An 18,059-nucleotide genomic window follows, 5' to 3' on the forward strand; every position below is an offset into this window, starting at 1 on the left:
ACAACTCATTAAATCTACACAAGCTAAATGGCAGGTGGAAAAGAGACACCCCGTCAGAAGATGATCGGGATGATGTATCTGGTATTGACCGCGCTCCTTGCATTACAGGTGACGTCGGCAATTCTGGAGAAATTCGTCCTGCTTAATAACTCACTAGAGTCATCAACGGGGTCGAGCAACCGAGTAAATCAGGAGACGGTTGAAAAAATAAAGCAGGCTGTTAGTAAGTCTGGTAACCGTCCGGCCGACGTGGCTGTGATGGGGCAGGCTGATCAGGTTCGTAAATCGTCATCAGAGCTTATTAGCAGCATTGATGCTCTTAAGCAACGTATTATTGCCGAAGCAGGCGGTGGTACCGATGAGCAGGGCAATATCAAAAACTTGAGCGAGGAAGAGAAAGTAGCTCAGATTATGATCAATGGCGAAGGTCGTAATGGCGAAGCCTATAAACTGCAAACCGCGCTGAACGGCTACACAGAGTCGATGTCAAAAATTGGCAATGCTAAATATGCATCAATGGCTTTGGATGCTAAAGATGATCCGACAGCTAGCCGGTCAAAGGACCAGCGGGGTAAAGACTTTGCTAATCTAAATTTTGCTCAAACGCCCGTTCCGGCTGCTTTGGCTGTGTTGAGCCAGAAGCAATCAGATATTCGTCGGGTAGAGGGTGAAGTGCTTGACTACTTGGCTACTAAAGTTGGCGCGCAGGACGTCAAGTTCGACAAGATTATGGCCATGCTGAGTATGGAATCGAAGGTAGTTGTGGCCGGTACGAAATTCAAAGGCGAGATGTTCTTGGCGGCTTCGTCGTCAGGGATTCAGCCTCGTATGAGCCTCAACGGCGGTCCTGTTCGGATGGACAATGGCCGTGGTATCATCGAGTTCACAGCGCAGGGCGGTGGTGCCTATGATAAGATGGGCTTATCGCGTCGGGTGCTGTCAGGATCTATCTCGTATAATGCTCCCGATGGAACAGTAAAAACGGTACCGATGCAGGCGGAATATTTCGTAGCAAAACCGTCGTATCAGGTAGAAACTGCTACGATGCCACCGTTGTATTTGGGCTGTGAAAACAAATTGAGTATCCAAAGCCCGCAGTTAGGGGCACTCTGGAACCCAAGTTTCCCGGCTGAGGGAGCACAGGTAATTCCGTCAGGAGAGCGCGGCAAGATTACCATTGTACCTAATTCAGCCCGCGTCCGTTTGAACGTTGTTAATGCCGGAACGACGTTGGGTAGCGAAGACTTTAAAGTGAACCGGGTACCACGTCCAACTATCGAATATTTGGTAGGTGGGCGGTCAACGGCAGACCCTCGTGGTGTCCCTGTTGACGGGGCACGTAGCCTTCAGGTGCGGGCCGTGGCAGACCCAAGTTTTGCCGCTTATGCTCCTAACGATGCAAATTTCCGGGTGACGGGCGTTACGGTCAATTTGGCCCGTGGTACTCGTCGTGTCTTCGGGCCTATGACGTTGGGTCCTGGTGGTGGTTCATTGGGCGCCATGGCTGCTGAAATGCAACCTGGTGACCGAATTTCCGTCACGATTGAAGGTGTTCAGCGCCGGAATTTCCGAGGTGAAACCAGCGATGTGCCGATGGGTAATATGACCCAAAACATACCCTTGTATTAACGCACTAAAAACGGCCTTCGGGCCGTTTTTAGACTATATCACATGCAGCATTTCATAGCGATGAAGCAAGTAACACTCACCCGGTCTGTGCTCCTCACGGCCACCGCATTCCTGGCAGCCGCTGGCACGACGGTGATGGCGCAGGAACGCGACAACCGGAAAGCCAATTCCATGTCGGTGCGTCCCATTGACGACAGCGACATTATGATGAAGAAGACACTCTGGCGCCGCATCGACTTGAAAGAGACGCAGAATGCCAGCATGTTTTCGAAAAATAACGAGATTACGAAGTACCTGATGGACGCCGTGAAAGCGGGTCTATTGGATGCTTATGAGAACGACTCCTGCACTCGGAAAGTAGATCCTTCTAAATTCCATGAGCGGTTGTTGGTGCCAAACCAGGATGGTGGTCTGTCGAAAGAAGAGATTGAGGCTGGTTTTGGCAAAACCGATGCTGGTGCTGGAGGCAAAGACGACGGTTGGGGAAATCCTACGAAGCAAGATCCCAAAAAACCTGCCGCTAAAAAACCCGCCGACGATGGCTGGGGAACACCAGCGCCAAAAGCTGCCGCCAAACCCGCCGATGATGGTTGGGGAACGCCTGCCAAGAAGGTAGCTACCACCAAAAAGGGTAAGAAAGGGGCTAAAACCACTCAGCCAGTGGTGGCCAAAGTAGATACGGTAGCTGCTCCTGTTAGCAGCACAGCACCTACGTTTTCTGGTGACGAGCGTTTTGCCAAGGAATTTTCAATTCTTGAAGTAAAAGAAGACTGGATTTTCGACAAGAAGCGGTCACGTCTCTACTATGACATTCAGACGGTGACGATGCTGTTGCCCTCTGACAAAAACGTAGCTGGATTTGAGGTACCGGTGGCTTCTTTCAAGTACAAAGACTTGGATAAACTGTTCCGGTCAGACCCGAAGAAATTTATCTGGTATAATCCGCAGAACCAGGCGCAGCACAAAAACCTGGCCGATGCCTTCGATCTCCGCTTGTTCTACGGACGGATCACGAAAGTGGCCAACCCCGAAGACAAAGAATTGGTTGGCCTTTATGGCAGCGACAAAGAAGGATTGCTGAAATCGTATCAGAAAGAGTACGAACTAATGGAACTGGAGCACGGTCTCTGGGAATACTAACGGCATAATTCTTATTAAAAAAGCCCGTCTGAGTATCAGACGGGCTTTTTTATGTACATGGGAGCGTTGCCCCGCTAGACATCACCCTACTTCCTGCGCCTCAAAATACTCTTTTACTTTTTTCGCCCTGTCGAGGCCGATGACCTCGCCGATGGCTTCTATGCTGGCTTCGCGAATTTTGCTTACGCCTTTGAAATAGGTGAGCAGTTTGGCCGTAGTTTTCTTGCCCACACCTTCAATGCTTTCCAATTCGCTGATGAGGCTGTTGCGACTCCGCTTATCGCGGTGGTGGGTAATGCCAAATCGGTGGGCCTCGTCGCGGCACTGCTGAATCAGCTTCAGCGACTCCGATTTCTTATCGAGGTAGAGTGGGAGGGTGTCTTCGGGGAAGTAGATTTCCTCCAGTCGTTTGGCAATGCCGATAATCGGAATTTGGCCGTACAGATTCAGTTCCTTGAGTGCATCGCAGGCGGCCGAAAGTTGTCCTTTGCCGCCATCAATGACGATCAGATCTGGGAGGGGGGCTTTTTCTTCCAGCATCCGGGTATAGCGGCGCGTGACTACTTCATGCATGGAGGCAAAGTCGTTGGGGCCAACCACGGTCCTGATGCTATAATGACGGTATTCTTTGGTGGCTGGTTTCCCGTCGATAAAACACACCATTGCCGAGACCGGGTTGGTGCCCTGCGTGTTGGAGTTATCGAAACACTCGATGCGCCGAGGCAGGGCTTTTAGCTGCAAATCCTGCTTCAGCCGGATCAGCACCCGGTCTTTTTTCGAGGCATTGGCCGTCGATTCTGCCGCCTGCCGGTCTTGCCGTTCGCGCCGGAAATAGAGCACGTTTTTCAGCGACATCTCCAACAGCTTGCGCTTATCACCGATCTGCGGCACGGTGATTTCGGCCTTCAAATCGGCCTCTAGCGGTATATTGGAAATGATCTCCTTGGACTGACTACCGTACTGCTCCCGGAATTCGATGACCATCATCGTGAGCAAATCTGCATCGGTTTCCTCCAGCTTCTTCTTGATCTCGACCGTATGCGTCTGGATGATAGTTCCGTTGACCACCTTCATGAAATTCACGTAGGCCGCTACTTCGTCAGAGGCAATGGTGAACACGTCGGCGTCGGCAATTTTCGGGTTTACCACCGTCGATTTACTCTGGAAGCGTTGCAGCACGTCCATTTTGTCTTTGTACTGCTGCGCCTGCTCAAACGCCATGCTGTTGGCCGCTTCGACCATGCGGTGCCTGAAATGTTCCTGCGCGGGCTTTAGCTGCCCTTTCAGAATGGAATGAATCTGGGCAATGTCGGCATCGTATTCGGCTTCGGTCTGCTTGGCTTCGCAGGGACCCTTGCAATTGCCAATGTGATACTCGAGGCAGACTTTGAACTTGCCCGCCTCGATGTTTTCCTGGGTCAGATTGTAGTTGCAGGTGCGGAGGGTAAACAACTGGCTGAACATCTCCAGCACCGTATACATGGGCTTGAGATTGGCAAACGGACCATAGTACGTACCCTTGCCCCGCTCGATGCGCCGGGTAGTGACTACTCGGGGAAACGGTTCATCGGTAACGCAGATGAAGGGGTACGTTTTGTCGTCGCGCAGGAGGATGTTGTAGCGCGGCTGGTAACGCTTGATAAGCTGATTTTCCAGCAGCAGCGCGTCGAATTCGGTATGGACAATGGTGAACTCGATTTTGCGAATCTGGCTCACCAGCCGCTGCGTTTTGCGGTCGTGCTGGTTCGATTTAACAAAATAGCTACTAACCCTGTTTTTTAGGTCTTTGGCCTTGCCAACGTAGATAACCTCGCCGCTGGCATCAAAATAACGGTACACACCCGGCTCGTGCGGTACGCGGGCTAACTCAGATTTATAGTCGAAGGCTGGCATACGTACGTAACAAACGCATCACATTAAAGGTTGTTGCCCGAAGATCATCGGCAGCGGTTAAAACGGCCTCGGCAAGCTGCTGAGGCCTGTTTAGCACCGAAAAAGCCCCCAGCAAACCAAGATCCTGGATCTCTTCGGGCGCTAAAGTCAGCGTTCCGCAAAGGGCCACTACCGGTACCCCCGACTTGCCCGCCCGCCGACAGATACCCGCGATGAGCTTGCCCTGCGCCGTTTGCCCGTCCAGTTTACCTTCGCCCGTCAGAACCAGGCTGGCGCCAGACAGGTGTTCGTCGAAAGCAACCGCATCCAGCACTACGTCTACGCCAGGTTCGAGCGTAGCACCCAAAAAGGTGATCAGACCATAGCCCAGGCCCCCCGCCGCACCCGCACCCGGAATGGCCGCGTGTGTCATGCCCAATTGCTGCTGCATAAGCTGATCCAGATGACGTAATCCCTTATCTAATTGGCTAACCTGAACCGGTGTGGCACCCTTTTGGGGGGCGAACAGCATGGCCGCGCCGGTTGGGCCATAGAGCGGGTTTTGCACGTCGCAGGCCACGCGGAGACGAACGGGCAGGGGCGAGGCGGGTGGGATGATCTGTGCGATTTCGATCAGGGTGCCGCCCGTGGGTGTAAAGGTCTGGCCAGCAGCGTTCAGAAATTGCCAGCCTAACGCCGCCGCCAGTCCCGTGCCGCCGTCGGTAGTGGCGCTACCGCCGAGACCGAGCACCACGGTTTTTGCACCCCCGGCTATGGCTTGCTCAATAAGTTGCCCTAGCCCGTAGGTAGTCGCAAGGGTAGTGTCGCGTTCAGGCGCTGCCAACAAGGCCAGGCCCGCCGCTGCTGCACTATCGATGAAGGCCGTTTGCCCGTCTGTCGACAACCCAAAACCGGCCTCTATTAGCTTGAAAAGCGGATTGTTGACGAAAGCGGTATGCCAGATTCCCTTCGTAACCTGCGTTAACAACTCAGCCGTACCCTCGCCGCCGTCGGCCATTGGGAGCGCCGTTACCTGCGCATCGGGCAGCACTAGCCGTATACCCGCTTCCATCGCCGCACACGCCTCCGCCGCCGACAGCGAACCACGGAATTTATCAGGAGCAAGGAGGATGGGCATGGTTCAGTTTTCAGTTTGCTGTTTACTGTTGCTTCGTGAGGTAAGCCCTTCGACAGGCTCAGGGTGACAACAACCTTGAATTAAGCTAGGATGCTTTCTTATTTGCCTGTCACCCTGAGCCTGTCGAAGGGCACGATGCGCGAAGCCTATAGCGCGAAGCGACAGTAAACTGCAAACTCATTTAATTTAAAATTTCCTCCTCTTCCTTCGGGGCAATGGCGGGGGGGATGTAGCGTTGGGCGGAGTCGATGTAGTAACCACCACAATCTACTTTGTAGCCGTTAGGCTTCAGGAAGGGGGCAGGTTTGTATTTGGTCAGGCTCTTGTCGGCGAAGACCTTCTGCATGTACATACCCCAGGCGGGCATGGCCAACCGCGCTCCCTGCCCAAACTCGATGTTTTTGAAGTGAATCGATCGCTCGTCGCCACCCACCCAAAGGCCCGACACCAGGTTCTGGGTGATGCCCATAAACCAGCCGTCGGAGAAGCTCGACGTGGTGCCGGTTTTGGCCGCAATCTGACTACCGTTTTCCAATAACTTATACTGCGTGGCCAAGCGTTTGGCGGTGCCGTTGGCCTCTTCAGTGGCCCCGCGCATGAGGTAGAGCATGTCGTAGGCCTTCTGCGAGCTAATCACCTGCACGGCGTTGAGTGTGAACCGCGCCAGTTCGTTGTCGTTCTTGTCGGTAATGCGGTAGATCATGATTGGCTCTACGCGGTGGCCGCTGTTGGCAAAGGTGCAGTAGGCCGCCACCATGTCCATCACCGACACGTCGGCGGTGCCGAGGCAGAGAGTGGGGTTGGCGGGGAAGCCGGTCGTGTCGATACCCAAATCGGCGGCGGTTTTCAGCACGGGGCGGGCCTTTGTCTTTTTGATCAACTGCGCCGACACACTGTTGATCGATTGCCCCAGGGCCTCGCGCAGGGAGAGGCTGGCACCGCTATAGCGCCCGGTCGAATTTTTAGGTTGCCAGGGTGGGCCACCGTTGCCGTCTTCGCCGTGGGCAAACACCACGGGCCGGTCGGTAATACGGTCGCAGGTGGTGAAGTAGTTATTGTTGAGGGCGGTGAGGTACACAAATGGCTTGAACGTTGACCCCGGCTGCCGTTTCCCCTGCGACACATGGTCGAATTTCATATGCTTGAAATTAACGCCGCCCACCCACGCCCGTACGTAGCCGGTGGTAGGGTCCATCGACATAAAGCCCGTGTGTAACAGGCGTTTATAGTAGCGGAGCGAATCGAGCGTGCTCATCATGGTGTCTTTTTCCATACGCCGGGTAGCGTAGGTAAACACCTTCATTTTTACCTTCTTGTTCAGTTCGCGCCAGATCGCTTTAGTATCGTCGCCGTAGACTTCCTTAAGCAACTTATAGCGTGTGGTACGCTTCACCGAGTTTTCGATGAAGTTGGGCATCTCCTGCCAAACGTTGCTGGCATTACGAAACACCCAGGGGTTGCGCCCGCGCCACTGCTGGTAAAACTTGGCCTGCTGATCGCGCATGTTGGTCATCACGGCCTCTTCAGCGTCGCGCTGCATCCGCGAGTCGATGGTCGAATAGATCTTCAGCCCGCTGGTGTACAAGTTTAGCTCCTTGCCGTTCTCCTTATTATACTGCTTGATCCAGTTTTTGAGGTAGTCTTTTACCACCGCGCAGAAGTACGGAGCTTTGTTGGTGTTCTGGTTTTCGACGTTGAAATCGAGTTTTACGGGCCTGATTTTGTAGAGCACAAACTGGTCGGGCGTCAGAAAATTATACTTTTTCATCTGCCCCAGCACCACGTTGCGGCGTTCGCGGGCGCGGGTCTCGAAAATGCGCGGATCAAACAGCGACGGATTTTTGAGCATTCCCACCAGCAGCGCACTCTCATCGACTGTCAGTTGCCAGGGTTCACGGTTGAAATAGGTCCGGGCGGCGGTCTTTATGCCGTACGTATTATTGCCGAATGACACCGTGTTGAGGTACATCATAATGATCTCCTGCTTGGTGTAGTTCCGTTCCAGCCGCACGGCCAGGATCCACTCTTTGGTCTTGGCAATCACCAGCCGCACAACGGGCACTTTGCCCAATAGGCCTTCGTACACTTCTTCGCGGGTGTCGAACAGGTTTTTAGCCGTCTGCTGCGTGAGGGTACTGCCCCCGCCGGTACTGGCCGTGTTTTTGAACGTGACCAGGCCACCAACGGCGCGGGCAATAGACCGGGCGTCGATGCCCGAATGTTTCATAAACCGGGCATCTTCGGTAGCCAGCAGGGCCGAAATGACGTTGGGCGACACCTGCGTAATATCAACGGGGGTACGGTTTTCCAGGTAGAATTTTCCCATCTGAGGCCCGTCGTTGAAATAGATAGTCGACGCCTCCTGACTCTTGGGGTTTTCCAGCGCCTTCAGGTTGGGCATGCCGCCAAATAGCCAGAGGAAGTTGACCGCCACGGCCAGCACATAAAGAATAAGCGCGGCAAGGCTGACAAGAAAAAACGTCCAGAGTCGCTTGATAATGAGGCGGTAACGGCCAGGGGCAAACTGTATCATGAGGGTGGGGAAGGGGGAGAGATTTACGATTGACGACTTACGAATTACGATTTATTGCTTTCGCCGGAGCAAGTCTTCGCGAAAGCAATAAATCGTAACCGCGGCGGCTAGGCACCCCCGGCGGACCGCTCGTAAGTCGTACATCGTAAATCAATACTATTTTCTTTTCGCCGTGAGCTGCTCGGCGGCGGCTTGGCGTTCTTTTACGTGGGGTAAGAGGGGGCTGGTGGGATAATCGCGGACAAATTCGCCCAGGGCCTGCCGGTATGCCTCCACATTTTGCACACGCCCCAGCAAGATAATGCGCAACAGGGCGAACTTGTCTGCAATTTTTGAGCCACCGTATGTACCAATGGCCGCTTCGGTGCGGGCCAGGGCTTCAGTGCTGTTGCCCGACTGGAACAAGTTGTACAGCGACGCGTAGGCCTGATTGGCAGCCACTTCATTCACTGCTCCACCCCGCACCGCCGTACTCGATCCCGTTTCGGCTACAGTAGCCTGCCCATCGGCCGAGGCCAATTTAGCGTAGGACGATGTAGGGAATTCCGACAGCAGCCGGTCACGCCAGGGCGAGGTTTTGCCCAGTTGCTGTGCCGACAGGTGCATCAGGTAATAGGCCTCAGGACGGTAGCTCGAATTGGGGAAACGAGTCAGCAACTGATCCAGCACCACCATAGCCTGAGTAGGCTGATCAAGTTGGAATTTATACACCTTCCCCTGCCGGTACAGCGCTGATTCGAGCAGATCGTTCGACTTCTGAATTGCCTCAGTTGAGAACGGAATCTGGCGATACAGTTCGTCTTTCTGCGCTTTGCGTTGGTTGAGGGTATTACCCACCGGCGGGCGGTTGCCCGTGGCGGTTAGTTGCGGGTCAGGGTTGGTGGCGTTAGCCGGATTGGCTCCATTGAGCGGACTGGTTTCTGAAGCCACCGCCACCGAGGCATCTTTGTTCAGCCGCCGCCAGTTGTCGGTCAGGGGCCGGTTGCCCCACACCTGATTGAACTCCTGCAAGCCCTGCGCCATCTGAACGGGGTTATACAGCACCCAACGGTCGGCAGGAGCCAGGTCAGAGTTGGTAGCCTGCGCACCCGCTACCGACGTTCGTCCCGTAACCTGCTGCGCCAGGGCCAGTTGCGCGGCATCTTCTTTAGCCTTCTGGTCCAGCACCTTGTCCAGCAGTTTATCCAGGGCGGCGGGATTCATCTGGGCCAGGCGTTGCAGGCTGTCTTCGCGCTGAATCACGGTCTGGTTGGCTACAAATTCGTCGAGCGTTTTTTTGCGGCCTGCCAGCTTGGCGTAGAGGGGATTGTTTTGGGGCAGCAGGGCCAGCGCGCTATCATAATAAGCCTGTGCCTTGCTATAGTTGCGTTTCTGGTCGAAATAAATCGAACCCATGTCGGCATAGGTCAGCGGCACCTGATCGGTATTTGTCAGTCCCACCTGCACGGCTCTGTTGTAGTTTACCAGCGCCCGGTCGTAGTTACCCCGGCGGGCGTCGGCGCGGGCCATGGTGAAATAGATCTTGTCTTTGAGGTCCGAATTTTTCCGGTCGGCCAGCATACTCTCAAACCGGGCTGCGTTGCGAGCCTGCTGTCTGGCGTCGCTACCATCGGCCTGCATTAGGTAGATATTGGCAAAAAACTCCTGGTCGTAGTTAGGGCGCGACTTCAGCACGGCCTGAAAATGAGGTGCGGCCAGGGCTGGTTTGCCACCTGCTTCGTACAACTGCCCGGCAATGAAATGCAGCCGCGCCGTAGCTTCCGATTTCGGCAGCATCGGAAAGGTGGCATCCAGAATGCCCGCTGCAATCAGGTTCTCGCCTTTTTTCTGGTGCAGGTTGGCTTTGGTGAGGTAAAAATCGCGGGTGTTGGGTTTGTTCAGCGGCTGCGCCCGGAGGTATTCCGCTACAGTTAGTCCATTGGCGAAATCGCCGGTTTCGGTGTAGGCCCGCATGAGGTAAATAAGTGCCTCGTGCTTGTCATTTTCGTCAGTGCCTTTGGTATTGACATACTTGAACACCTCAATGGCGTTGGGTAAATCCTGCCGGTAAAGCCGCGTTTTGCCCACTAGAATGTAAGCGTTATCGAGCCACTTGCTGTTCTGGTGCCGCTCGGCCACCAGCGACGCTTTCTTGATGGCATCGTCGAGTTGTGGCCGCACCGTCTGCGTCGCGTTCGAATCGAGCGGGAGCAGGATGGGCAGGGTTTCGTTGTAATTGTCTTTGCGATTCTTGAACAGATACCGCTCTACCTCGTCAATGTCGTCGCGGGCCATCACATAGGCGTTGAAGTGCGCCGTGAGGTTATGATAACCCTTGCTCATGGCCCCGTTGCTGGTCTGCGAACACGACAGCAGGCCGCTTGCCGATCCGGCCAGTAAGCTGTAAAGGAGAAATTTATGTGGCCAGGATGCCCTCATGGGTGTAGACAAATATGGCGGTGCCCAATTGGCGAGCCACCACCAGAAACGTACCTTTGCCGCGAAGCGTCGGTATGGGTGAACCTTCTAAAAGGTAAACGATTCCTAGCTATCGAACGTATCCATGTTCGTGCCAATCCCGCGAATCTACGCAATTTTTCAACCATGAACGACGCGCCCGGCCCCAACCCCCGCCCCGATAAGGACCCCAACATCGACCGTCGGCCGTCGGCCTTTGCGCAGTACAGCAGCATTGGTATCCAGATGCTGGCCACCATTGGCCTAGGCGTGTATGCGGGCATGAAACTCGATGCCTGGCAGGGCAACAAACCCCCCGGCTGGACCATCGGTTTGTCATTGGGGGCCATTTTCGCGTCGTTGTATCTGTTTATCCGGCAATTGCCGAAGAATTAAAGCAGGGTTAAGCCAATGCGCCAAACGTTACTACTGTCGGCCCTGTTCGGAATTGTATTTTTTGTAGCCGGACGTTTTTACGGGGCCACGTGGGTACACCCGCTTTGGCCTTATATTTTGCTCTTTTACGTGGCCGTCTCTGCGCTGCTTAACCGGCTGATGAGTTTTGTAAAAGACCCTAAATCAGCTCAATTCACCACTTTCTTTCTCGCTTTTGTCACAGCCAAGCTCGTTTTGAGCTTCAGCTTTATGGGTGTGGTACTCTACAACGGCGTGGCGGCGCGGGCCACATTTGTATTTACGTTTCTTGTACTGTATTTAGTTTACACGAGTTTTGAAATCTACGGCCTTACGCGTAAATTGCGACGCGATTCATAGAAACGCCTACTAATTTCATATGATGAGTTCATCGATTAATAGATTTTTGCTGGTTTTCGCCCTGATTTTCAGCACTGTTGCGGGTGCCTTTGCGCAGGAACACCCGGCTGAGGGACACGAGGGTGAAGCCAAAGGAGAGAAGAAATTCAACGTGGGTGAGATGATCTTTCACCACATCAACGACGACCGGGGCTGGGAATTTGCGCATGGCGTTACCCTGCCGCTGCCTGTTATTCTGTACACGGCAGACCGTGGCGTGGAAGTGTTTTCTTCGTCGCGCCTGAACCACGGTGAAATCTACAACGGCTACAAATCGGAACACGGCCACGTACAACGCGTCAATGCGGCAGGTAAGCCAGTAGAAGGCGTGAAGGTGTATGATTTTTCAATCACCAAAAACGTAGCCTCGCTGCTGTTGAGTGCCATTATCCTGCTGGTGGTGTTTACCTCTATTGCGGGTGCCTACGGTAAAAATAGGGGCAAAGCACCCAGTGGATTGCAGTCGTTTCTGGAGCCTATCGTCGTGTTTGTGCGCGACGAGATTGCCAAGCCGAACCTCGGCCCCAAATACGCCAAATACCTGCCCTATCTGCTGACCCTGTTCTTTTTTATTCTGGTGAACAACCTGCTTGGCTTGCTACCAGGTGGTGCCAACCTCACGGGCAACATTGCCGTGACGATTGTGCTGGCGGTGATCACCTTCTTTGTTACCAACCTGAGTGGCAACAAACACTATTGGTTGCACCTGGTGAAGCCAACGGGAGTACCTGTTGCGCTGTTGCCCATCATGATTCCGGTCGAAATTGTGGGCCTGTTCATGAAGCCGCTGTCGTTGATGATCCGGTTGTTTGCCAACATTACGGCGGGGCACATCATCATTCTGGCGCTGCTGTCGCTGATCTTCATTGCTGGTCAGGCGGGCATGGGCACGGGCTACGGTATCAGCCTGATTGTGGTGCCGTTTACACTCTTCATGAACCTGATCGAGTTGCTGGTGGCCTTCCTACAGGCGTTTATTTTCACCCTGCTCACGTCGATGTATATCGGTAGCGCCATTGAAGATAGCCACGAAGCCGACCACGGCATTGGCTACAACACTCCCGGTGAAGAAATTGGGTAAGTATCAGTTTTTTAGTTTGCTTTCTTTTGTTTTTCACTTATATAAACTGTTTTGAGATGTTCGCTTTGATGCTCTCTATTTTGCTGGAAGCTACGGGTAGCGTAGCCATCATGGGTGCTGCTATTGGTGCTGGCCTAGCCGCTATTGGTGCTGGTCTGGGTATTGGTCGTATTGGTGGTTCTGCCATGGAAGGCATTGCCCGTCAGCCCGAAGCGGCTGGTCGTATCCAAACGGCTATGCTGATCATTGCCGCCCTCATCGAGGCCGTGGCCCTGTTCGCCGCCGTTATTTGTCTGCTGGTTGCCACTGCTGCCTAACACGCACAGCACCACAGATCTGTATCCTGTCTGAGCACTAGGCAACGACGCACGGGGTACGCCGCTTTTAAAAGCCTGTCTGTCAGTTGGGGTTGCCGCTGACAGGCAGCTTTTACCAAAAACAAAAGAAGACGTTCCGATTTTTTATAACACGTTTTAATTCGTACGCATTATGGATATGCTTACCCCCGACATTGGCCTGCTAGCCTGGCAGCTTGTCATTTTTGGTCTGTTGTTTTTCATCCTGCGCAAGTTTGCTTGGGGGCCTATTACGGCTAGCCTGAAAGAGCGCGAAGACAACATTCAGGGTGCGCTTGACCTGGCTGAAAAGACGCGTGGCGAAATGGCCAAGCTGAAATCAGAAAACGAGCAGATTTTAGCCCAAGCCCGCAACGAGCGCGACGTGATGCTGCGCGGTGCCAAAGAAACCGCCGACAAAATGGTGGCCGACGCCCGCGACCGTGCCAACGTAGAAGGCCAACGGATGCTGGAGCAGGCCCGCGAAGCCATGCAAAACGAGCGGCAGGCATTGGTGTCGCAGATGAAAAAAGAGGTGGTAAACCTCTCTATCGAAGTGGCCGAGAAAGTACTCCGTCGCGAGTTGACCGACAAGGCGTCGCAGGAGAAGCTGGTGCAGGATCTGGTGGCTACGTCGCACTTAAACTAAGGCAGGCATGGCTATTTCAACCGTTGCTGCCCGCTATGCCAAGTCGTTGATCGATCTGGCACAAACGCAGGGCATTGTCGAGAAGATGCATGACGACATGCAGTACTTCAAACGCACCATTGAGGAGAACCGGCCACTGGCGGTGCTGCTCAAGAATCCCATTGTGCGTAACGAGAAAAAATGGAGCATCATCAAGGCTGTTTTTGCCGCTCGGCTGCAACCGCTCACGATGTCGTTCTTTCACATTGTAGCCCAAAAGGGTCGCGACAACATCCTTGACGCTATTGCCGATGCTTTCATTGCGCAATACGACAAGATGAACGGCATTGAACGGGCCACCGTCGTAACGACCGTACCGCTCACCGAAGCCGTTCGGGAAAAGCTGAAGGCACAGGTGAAAGCCATGACCGGCAGCAAAACCGTAGAACTGGAAGAAAAATACGACAGTAAGCTCATTGGCGGCTACGTGTTGCGCGTAGGCGACCGGCAGTTCGATGCCTCACTGCGCAGCCAACTGAACGACCTCCGGCTTTCATTTATGAACTAGCCGTTGGACGTTAGATTTTAGACGTTGGAAAAGCCGCCCTACACGGGGCGGCTTTTGTATTTTTGTGCTTTTACGCCGTTTCCCCATTCGTTGATGATTATCCCATTGGCCCACCGTGCCAACCAAGCTCAGGAATACTACTTCTCCATTAAGCTCGCCGAGGTTCGGAAACTGGTGGCGGCTGGTCACGACGTGATCAATATCGGCATTGGTAATCCCGACATGATGCCGTCTGAAGCTACGCTGGAAGCCCTGACGCAGACGGCTTATCAGCCCAATGCCCACGGCTACCAATCATACAAGGGAATCCCAGCCCTGCGCCAGGCCATTGGCCAATTCTACCAGCACACGTATGGCGTAAGCCTAGACCCCGAAACGGAGCTAATGCCCCTGATTGGCTCGAAAGAGGGAATTACGCACCTGTCGCTGACGTTTTTGAATGAGGGCGATGAAGTGCTGGTGCCCGAACTGGGTTATCCTGCCTACCGCGCCGTGAGCCAGATGGTGGGGGCCAACGTGGTGGAATACAACTTGCTGGAACACCACGGCTGGCAACCCGACTGGCACCAAATGGCCGACCTCCTCACCGACCGTACCCGCATCATCTGGCTTAACTACCCACACATGCCCACAGGCGCCCCCGCCACGCGTGACTTGTTTGAGTCGGCGGTGCGGTTCGCCCATGAACATGGCGTACTACTTTGCCACGACAACCCGTACAGCCTGATTCTGAACAAGAAAGCCCCCATTAGTCTATTGTCGGTTGATGGGGCAAAAGACGTCGCCGTTGAACTGAACTCGATGAGCAAGTCGCACAATATGGCGGGGTGGCGCGTGGGCTGGATGGCCGCGGCCAAGCCTTACGTAGATGCTGTGCTGACGATCAAGAGCAACGTTGATTCGGGCATGTTTCTGGCCCTGCAACAGGCTGCGGCAACGGCCCTGCACAACCCCGATGCCTGGCACGCCGAGCGTAATGCCGTGTACCAGGGTCGTCTGGAAGCTGCCTATGCGTTTCTGGATGCGTTGGATTGTGCTTACGCCCGTGATCAGGAAGGTATGTTTCTCTGGGCCAAACTGCCCGACAGCGTCCCTTCTGCCGAGGCGTTGGTTGATGATCTGCTCTATAACAAGCACGTTTTCATCGCCCCCGGTCTGATCTTCGGCCCTAAAGGCAACCGCTATATTCGCGTCTCGCTTTGTATGCCAAAAGAGCGCATCTGGGCCGCTGTTGAGCGGGTTTCAAACTCAATTTCATGATAATCAGCATTGTAGGTATTGGTTTGTTAGGTGGTTCGTTTGCACTGTCGGTGCGCGAGAAATACCCGAAGGCGCGATTTATCGGGGTCGACGCCTCGGCGGTGCATGGGCAACTGGCCCTGGCAAAGGGTATTGTTGACGAAGTGATGCCGCTGAACGAAGCCATTCAGATGAGTAACGTGGTGGTGCTGGCCACGCCCGTCAACACCATACTGACCCTGTTACCTAGTATCCTGGACGCCCTGCCCGAAGGCGCTACCGTGCTTGATCTCGGTTCTACCAAAGAGAGCATCTGTGCCCTGGCCGACACCCACCCCAAGCGGGCACAGTTTGTGGCGGCGCACCCCATGGCGGGTACCGAAAATTCTGGACCCGGTGCGGCCTTCCGTGAATTACTGCCTGGCAAGAATCTTATCATCTGCGACCGCGGCAAGAGTGCCCCCGACAGCCTGAAACTGGTGGAAGCCCTGTTTCTCGACATTGGGATGAAGCTGTTTTACATGACCCCGCAGGAACACGATCTGCACCTGGCCTACGTCTCGCACCTAAGCCACATCAGTGCGTTTGCCCTGGGTCTGACGGTGCTGGAAAAGGAAAAAGACGAGCAGGCTATTTTCGATATGGCCAGTACGGGCTTCAGCAGCACCGTCCGCCTGGCCAAAAGCTCACCTCAGATGTGGGCACCCATTTTCGACCAAAACCGCGAAAACGTCTCGCAGGCCCTTGCGGATTATATTGAGTTTCTGCAACGTTTCAAAACCCTCATCGACGACCGCGATGTATCGAATTCCCTCGATTTTATGGCCCGCGCCAACGTCATCCGCCGGGTACTGGAGGGGATTGAAAAGAAATAAACAAAAACGCTCAACGTGCCTGACGTTGAGCGTAGCGATTAGTCCATCGCGTGTACACGAATCTCTATCTCTTCAGGAGGTATGTTTTTGAAGAAAAATACTTGCAAGAGTGGCTTTTGCTTGTATGAAAGTCTAGGTACTTCTCTTAAAAAAACAAAAACTCCATCTTTTGTCGCTCCCCTGGCTAATCTAAAGTTGCCAAAAACAGGCATCTGTTTCCTCTTTTCACTGGTGTAATTAATGCTGCTACTACCTTCTTCGTTACTTAAAGTCAATCTGCGTCCTATGAGCATTTCAAGATTTTTTTGCTCAACCTCGAAACGCCCGGTCTTGTCTTCAAATTTGAACAAGTAAGTGGTAAGCTGTCGATCATATAAAACAGAGGCAGGTTGGGTTTCGTTGTAAAAATCTGCCATTGTATAAACATAACCAAGCGACATAATGACGCTGTCCGCTAATTGTGCGTAGTAGAAACCAGGAGGTTTAAACCCCAATTTGTTACGTTCGCACGCACCTTTAACAGTTGAGGGAAACAAAATCTTTACACCTCTATATTGTATTGGCTGAGCCGTAACTCTGATCAGGTGTGTGGTAAGAACGAGGATTAGCAATATGTGTTTCATCGAATAAATTCAGGGAGTTGGTTGGCCATCTATGCGGCGTAGACGTCCGTTAAAATATGCTTCCTCTATGAAGGTAGCCATGGCTACAAAATTATCACACAAACCTAAACTTTGTAGTTCACGGCCAATACCTATCCCTGCTTCGTTATTAAATGTATCCATATCAGAAGCTGCTTGGCTCGGCCCTTGAACGACATTGTCACACACCTCGTGTCGTTGTGACATGTCTCGCGTAGCTGATTCGCCAATAGTGCAAAAGTTCTGAGCTTGAAATAGTGCATGCCTCATAGAATTAGGAGATGATTCTCCTTGTGTCGCGGCTTCCGGATATTTTTGTCTACACCAACTGTCGTTCTGTGCGCGATTCAAGTACATCAGCGGTATTATCCAAGGATGGAGGCGTGCATATCTGCGTTCACAATCGTTAGTTTCAATCTCCTCTAATAGCCGTTCCATTTTACTTTTTGAGTCTGTGTCCCCACGACCAGGGCCGCTCGGGCCATTACGGTCTTTAGTGGGTGGTTGGTCTGAGACACAGAAAGTGTACATGAGTCTTTCATCAGATGTACCATCTGAATAGAATGTAGTTAACCAAACATCATAACACTGATTGGTTGCTACACCTTTAGAAGGGTTATCATCATCAAGAACTGGTACCTTATCATTTAACCGTCTGTCTCGCGTGTTTTCATCACGACTGTTAACAGGCACATTAGTTCCTTTAGAATTTTTGTTTGAAGTTATTGTACTTGAAGGTGTGACAGGAATTGACCGCACCGATTCGTTCGTTACGAATTTGGACGGTTTAGGAAGCATCATGGTTTTTTTTGTTCCAAACAGCTTTCTGATTGGAATACCAACACCTACCCCTATAAATGGCTCATTCGCCTTTTGATATCGTATGGTAGGGGTAAGTAGCTCCGGAGAAAAAGTTTGAGCTTGCATTGGCCTGACTGCCATGACCAACAACATGGCAAGGAAGGTAAAATAGAAACTTTTCATAAACGTTGTTCGACTTGTGTAAATGCTGAAAAACGCCTTGTCTTTCGTCTGGACAAACTTATATTGCCGCTGCCTATAGACACCTACGTTAGTACATACAAATAGTTAAGTCACTCTTTACATCTTGTTAGAAGTATGCATACTGGA

The 18,059-nt window shown here is 53.0% G+C and carries 16 protein-coding genes; 10 read left to right on the top strand and 6 right to left on the bottom strand.

All coding sequences use genetic code 11. The annotated features are described in order from the left end of the window. Window positions 1–27 precede the first annotated feature (27 nt). On the top strand, window positions 28–1,629 hold the full coding sequence (gene porM / locus J2I48_RS03135; protein WP_207333936.1) for a type IX secretion system motor protein PorM/GldM: 1,602 nt from the start codon (window positions 28–30) through the stop codon (window positions 1,627–1,629). Window positions 1,630–1,671: 42 nt separating this feature from the next. Beyond that, window positions 1,672–2,769 carry a type IX secretion system ring subunit PorN/GldN gene (gene porN / locus J2I48_RS03140; protein WP_207333937.1) on the top strand — a complete coding sequence of 366 codons (1,098 nt, stop codon included), beginning with the start codon at window positions 1,672–1,674 and terminating at the stop codon, window positions 2,767–2,769. Window positions 2,770–2,850: 81 nt separating this feature from the next. Here porN and uvrC read toward each other — a convergent pair whose 3' ends face one another. From uvrC to porW, 4 genes are all read right to left on the bottom strand, one after another. After that, entirely contained in the window at window positions 2,851–4,662 is a 1,812-nt protein-coding gene (gene uvrC, locus J2I48_RS03145; protein WP_207333938.1) for an excinuclease ABC subunit UvrC, read from the bottom strand. Next, window positions 4,643–5,779: a glycerate kinase family protein gene (locus J2I48_RS03150; protein WP_207333939.1), complete on the bottom strand. Its 1,137-nt coding sequence runs from the start codon at window positions 5,777–5,779 to the stop codon at window positions 4,643–4,645. The genes uvrC and J2I48_RS03150 overlap by 20 nt, the downstream gene beginning before the upstream one ends. 181 nt (window positions 5,780–5,960) lie before the next feature. Beyond that, the gene (locus J2I48_RS03155) at window positions 5,961–8,312 is read right to left on the bottom strand and encodes a penicillin-binding protein 1A (RefSeq protein WP_207333940.1); all 2,352 of its coding nucleotides are present in this window, start codon (window positions 8,310–8,312) and stop codon (window positions 5,961–5,963) included. Window positions 8,313–8,468: 156 nt separating this feature from the next. Beyond that, window positions 8,469–10,730 (bottom strand): type IX secretion system periplasmic lipoprotein PorW/SprE, encoded by a 2,262-nt coding sequence (porW, locus tag J2I48_RS03160; protein WP_229375770.1) that lies wholly within the window; start codon window positions 10,728–10,730, stop codon window positions 8,469–8,471. Window positions 10,731–10,895: 165 nt separating this feature from the next. On the opposite strand from porW, the gene J2I48_RS03165 reads away from it, so the two are divergent. From J2I48_RS03165 to J2I48_RS03200, 8 genes are all read left to right on the top strand, one after another. After that, window positions 10,896–11,144: an AtpZ/AtpI family protein gene (locus J2I48_RS03165; protein WP_207333941.1), complete on the top strand. Its 249-nt coding sequence runs from the start codon at window positions 10,896–10,898 to the stop codon at window positions 11,142–11,144. 129 nt (window positions 11,145–11,273) lie between these two features. After that, complete coding sequence (locus J2I48_RS03170) at window positions 11,274–11,522, top strand: hypothetical protein (RefSeq protein WP_207333942.1); 249 nt, start codon at window positions 11,274–11,276, stop codon at window positions 11,520–11,522. A gap of 19 nt (window positions 11,523–11,541) precedes the next feature. Further along, complete coding sequence (atpB, locus tag J2I48_RS03175; RefSeq protein WP_207333943.1) at window positions 11,542–12,642, top strand: F0F1 ATP synthase subunit A; 1,101 nt, start codon at window positions 11,542–11,544, stop codon at window positions 12,640–12,642. Between the two features lie 56 nt (window positions 12,643–12,698). After that, on the top strand, window positions 12,699–12,959 hold the full coding sequence (gene atpE / locus J2I48_RS03180; RefSeq protein ID WP_207333944.1) for an ATP synthase F0 subunit C: 261 nt from the start codon (window positions 12,699–12,701) through the stop codon (window positions 12,957–12,959). Between the two features lie 172 nt (window positions 12,960–13,131). Then, on the top strand, window positions 13,132–13,626 hold the full coding sequence (atpF, locus tag J2I48_RS03185; RefSeq protein WP_207333945.1) for a F0F1 ATP synthase subunit B: 495 nt from the start codon (window positions 13,132–13,134) through the stop codon (window positions 13,624–13,626). A 7-nt stretch (window positions 13,627–13,633) separates the two neighbouring features. Continuing rightward, window positions 13,634–14,173: an ATP synthase F1 subunit delta gene (gene atpH / locus J2I48_RS03190; RefSeq protein WP_207333946.1), complete on the top strand. Its 540-nt coding sequence runs from the start codon at window positions 13,634–13,636 to the stop codon at window positions 14,171–14,173. 93 nt (window positions 14,174–14,266) lie between these two features. Then, a complete protein-coding gene (locus J2I48_RS03195; RefSeq protein ID WP_207333947.1) occupies window positions 14,267–15,433 on the top strand; it encodes a pyridoxal phosphate-dependent aminotransferase in 1,167 nt (388 codons plus the stop codon). Then, window positions 15,430–16,287, top strand: a complete 858-nt coding sequence (locus J2I48_RS03200; RefSeq protein WP_207333948.1) for a prephenate dehydrogenase — start codon at window positions 15,430–15,432, stop codon at window positions 16,285–16,287. The genes J2I48_RS03195 and J2I48_RS03200 overlap by 4 nt, the downstream gene beginning before the upstream one ends. A gap of 38 nt (window positions 16,288–16,325) precedes the next feature. On the opposite strand, the gene J2I48_RS03205 is transcribed toward J2I48_RS03200, so the two are convergent. Beyond that, window positions 16,326–16,910: a hypothetical protein gene (locus J2I48_RS03205; RefSeq protein ID WP_207333949.1), complete on the bottom strand. Its 585-nt coding sequence runs from the start codon at window positions 16,908–16,910 to the stop codon at window positions 16,326–16,328. Between the two features lie 9 nt (window positions 16,911–16,919). After that, complete coding sequence (locus tag J2I48_RS03210; RefSeq protein ID WP_207333950.1) at window positions 16,920–17,912, bottom strand: DUF6973 domain-containing protein; 993 nt, start codon at window positions 17,910–17,912, stop codon at window positions 16,920–16,922. Window positions 17,913–18,059 lie beyond the last annotated feature (147 nt).

Source organism: Fibrella aquatilis, from assembly GCF_017353255.1.
Taxonomy (GTDB): Bacteria; Bacteroidota; Bacteroidia; order Cytophagales; family Spirosomataceae; genus Fibrella; species Fibrella aquatilis.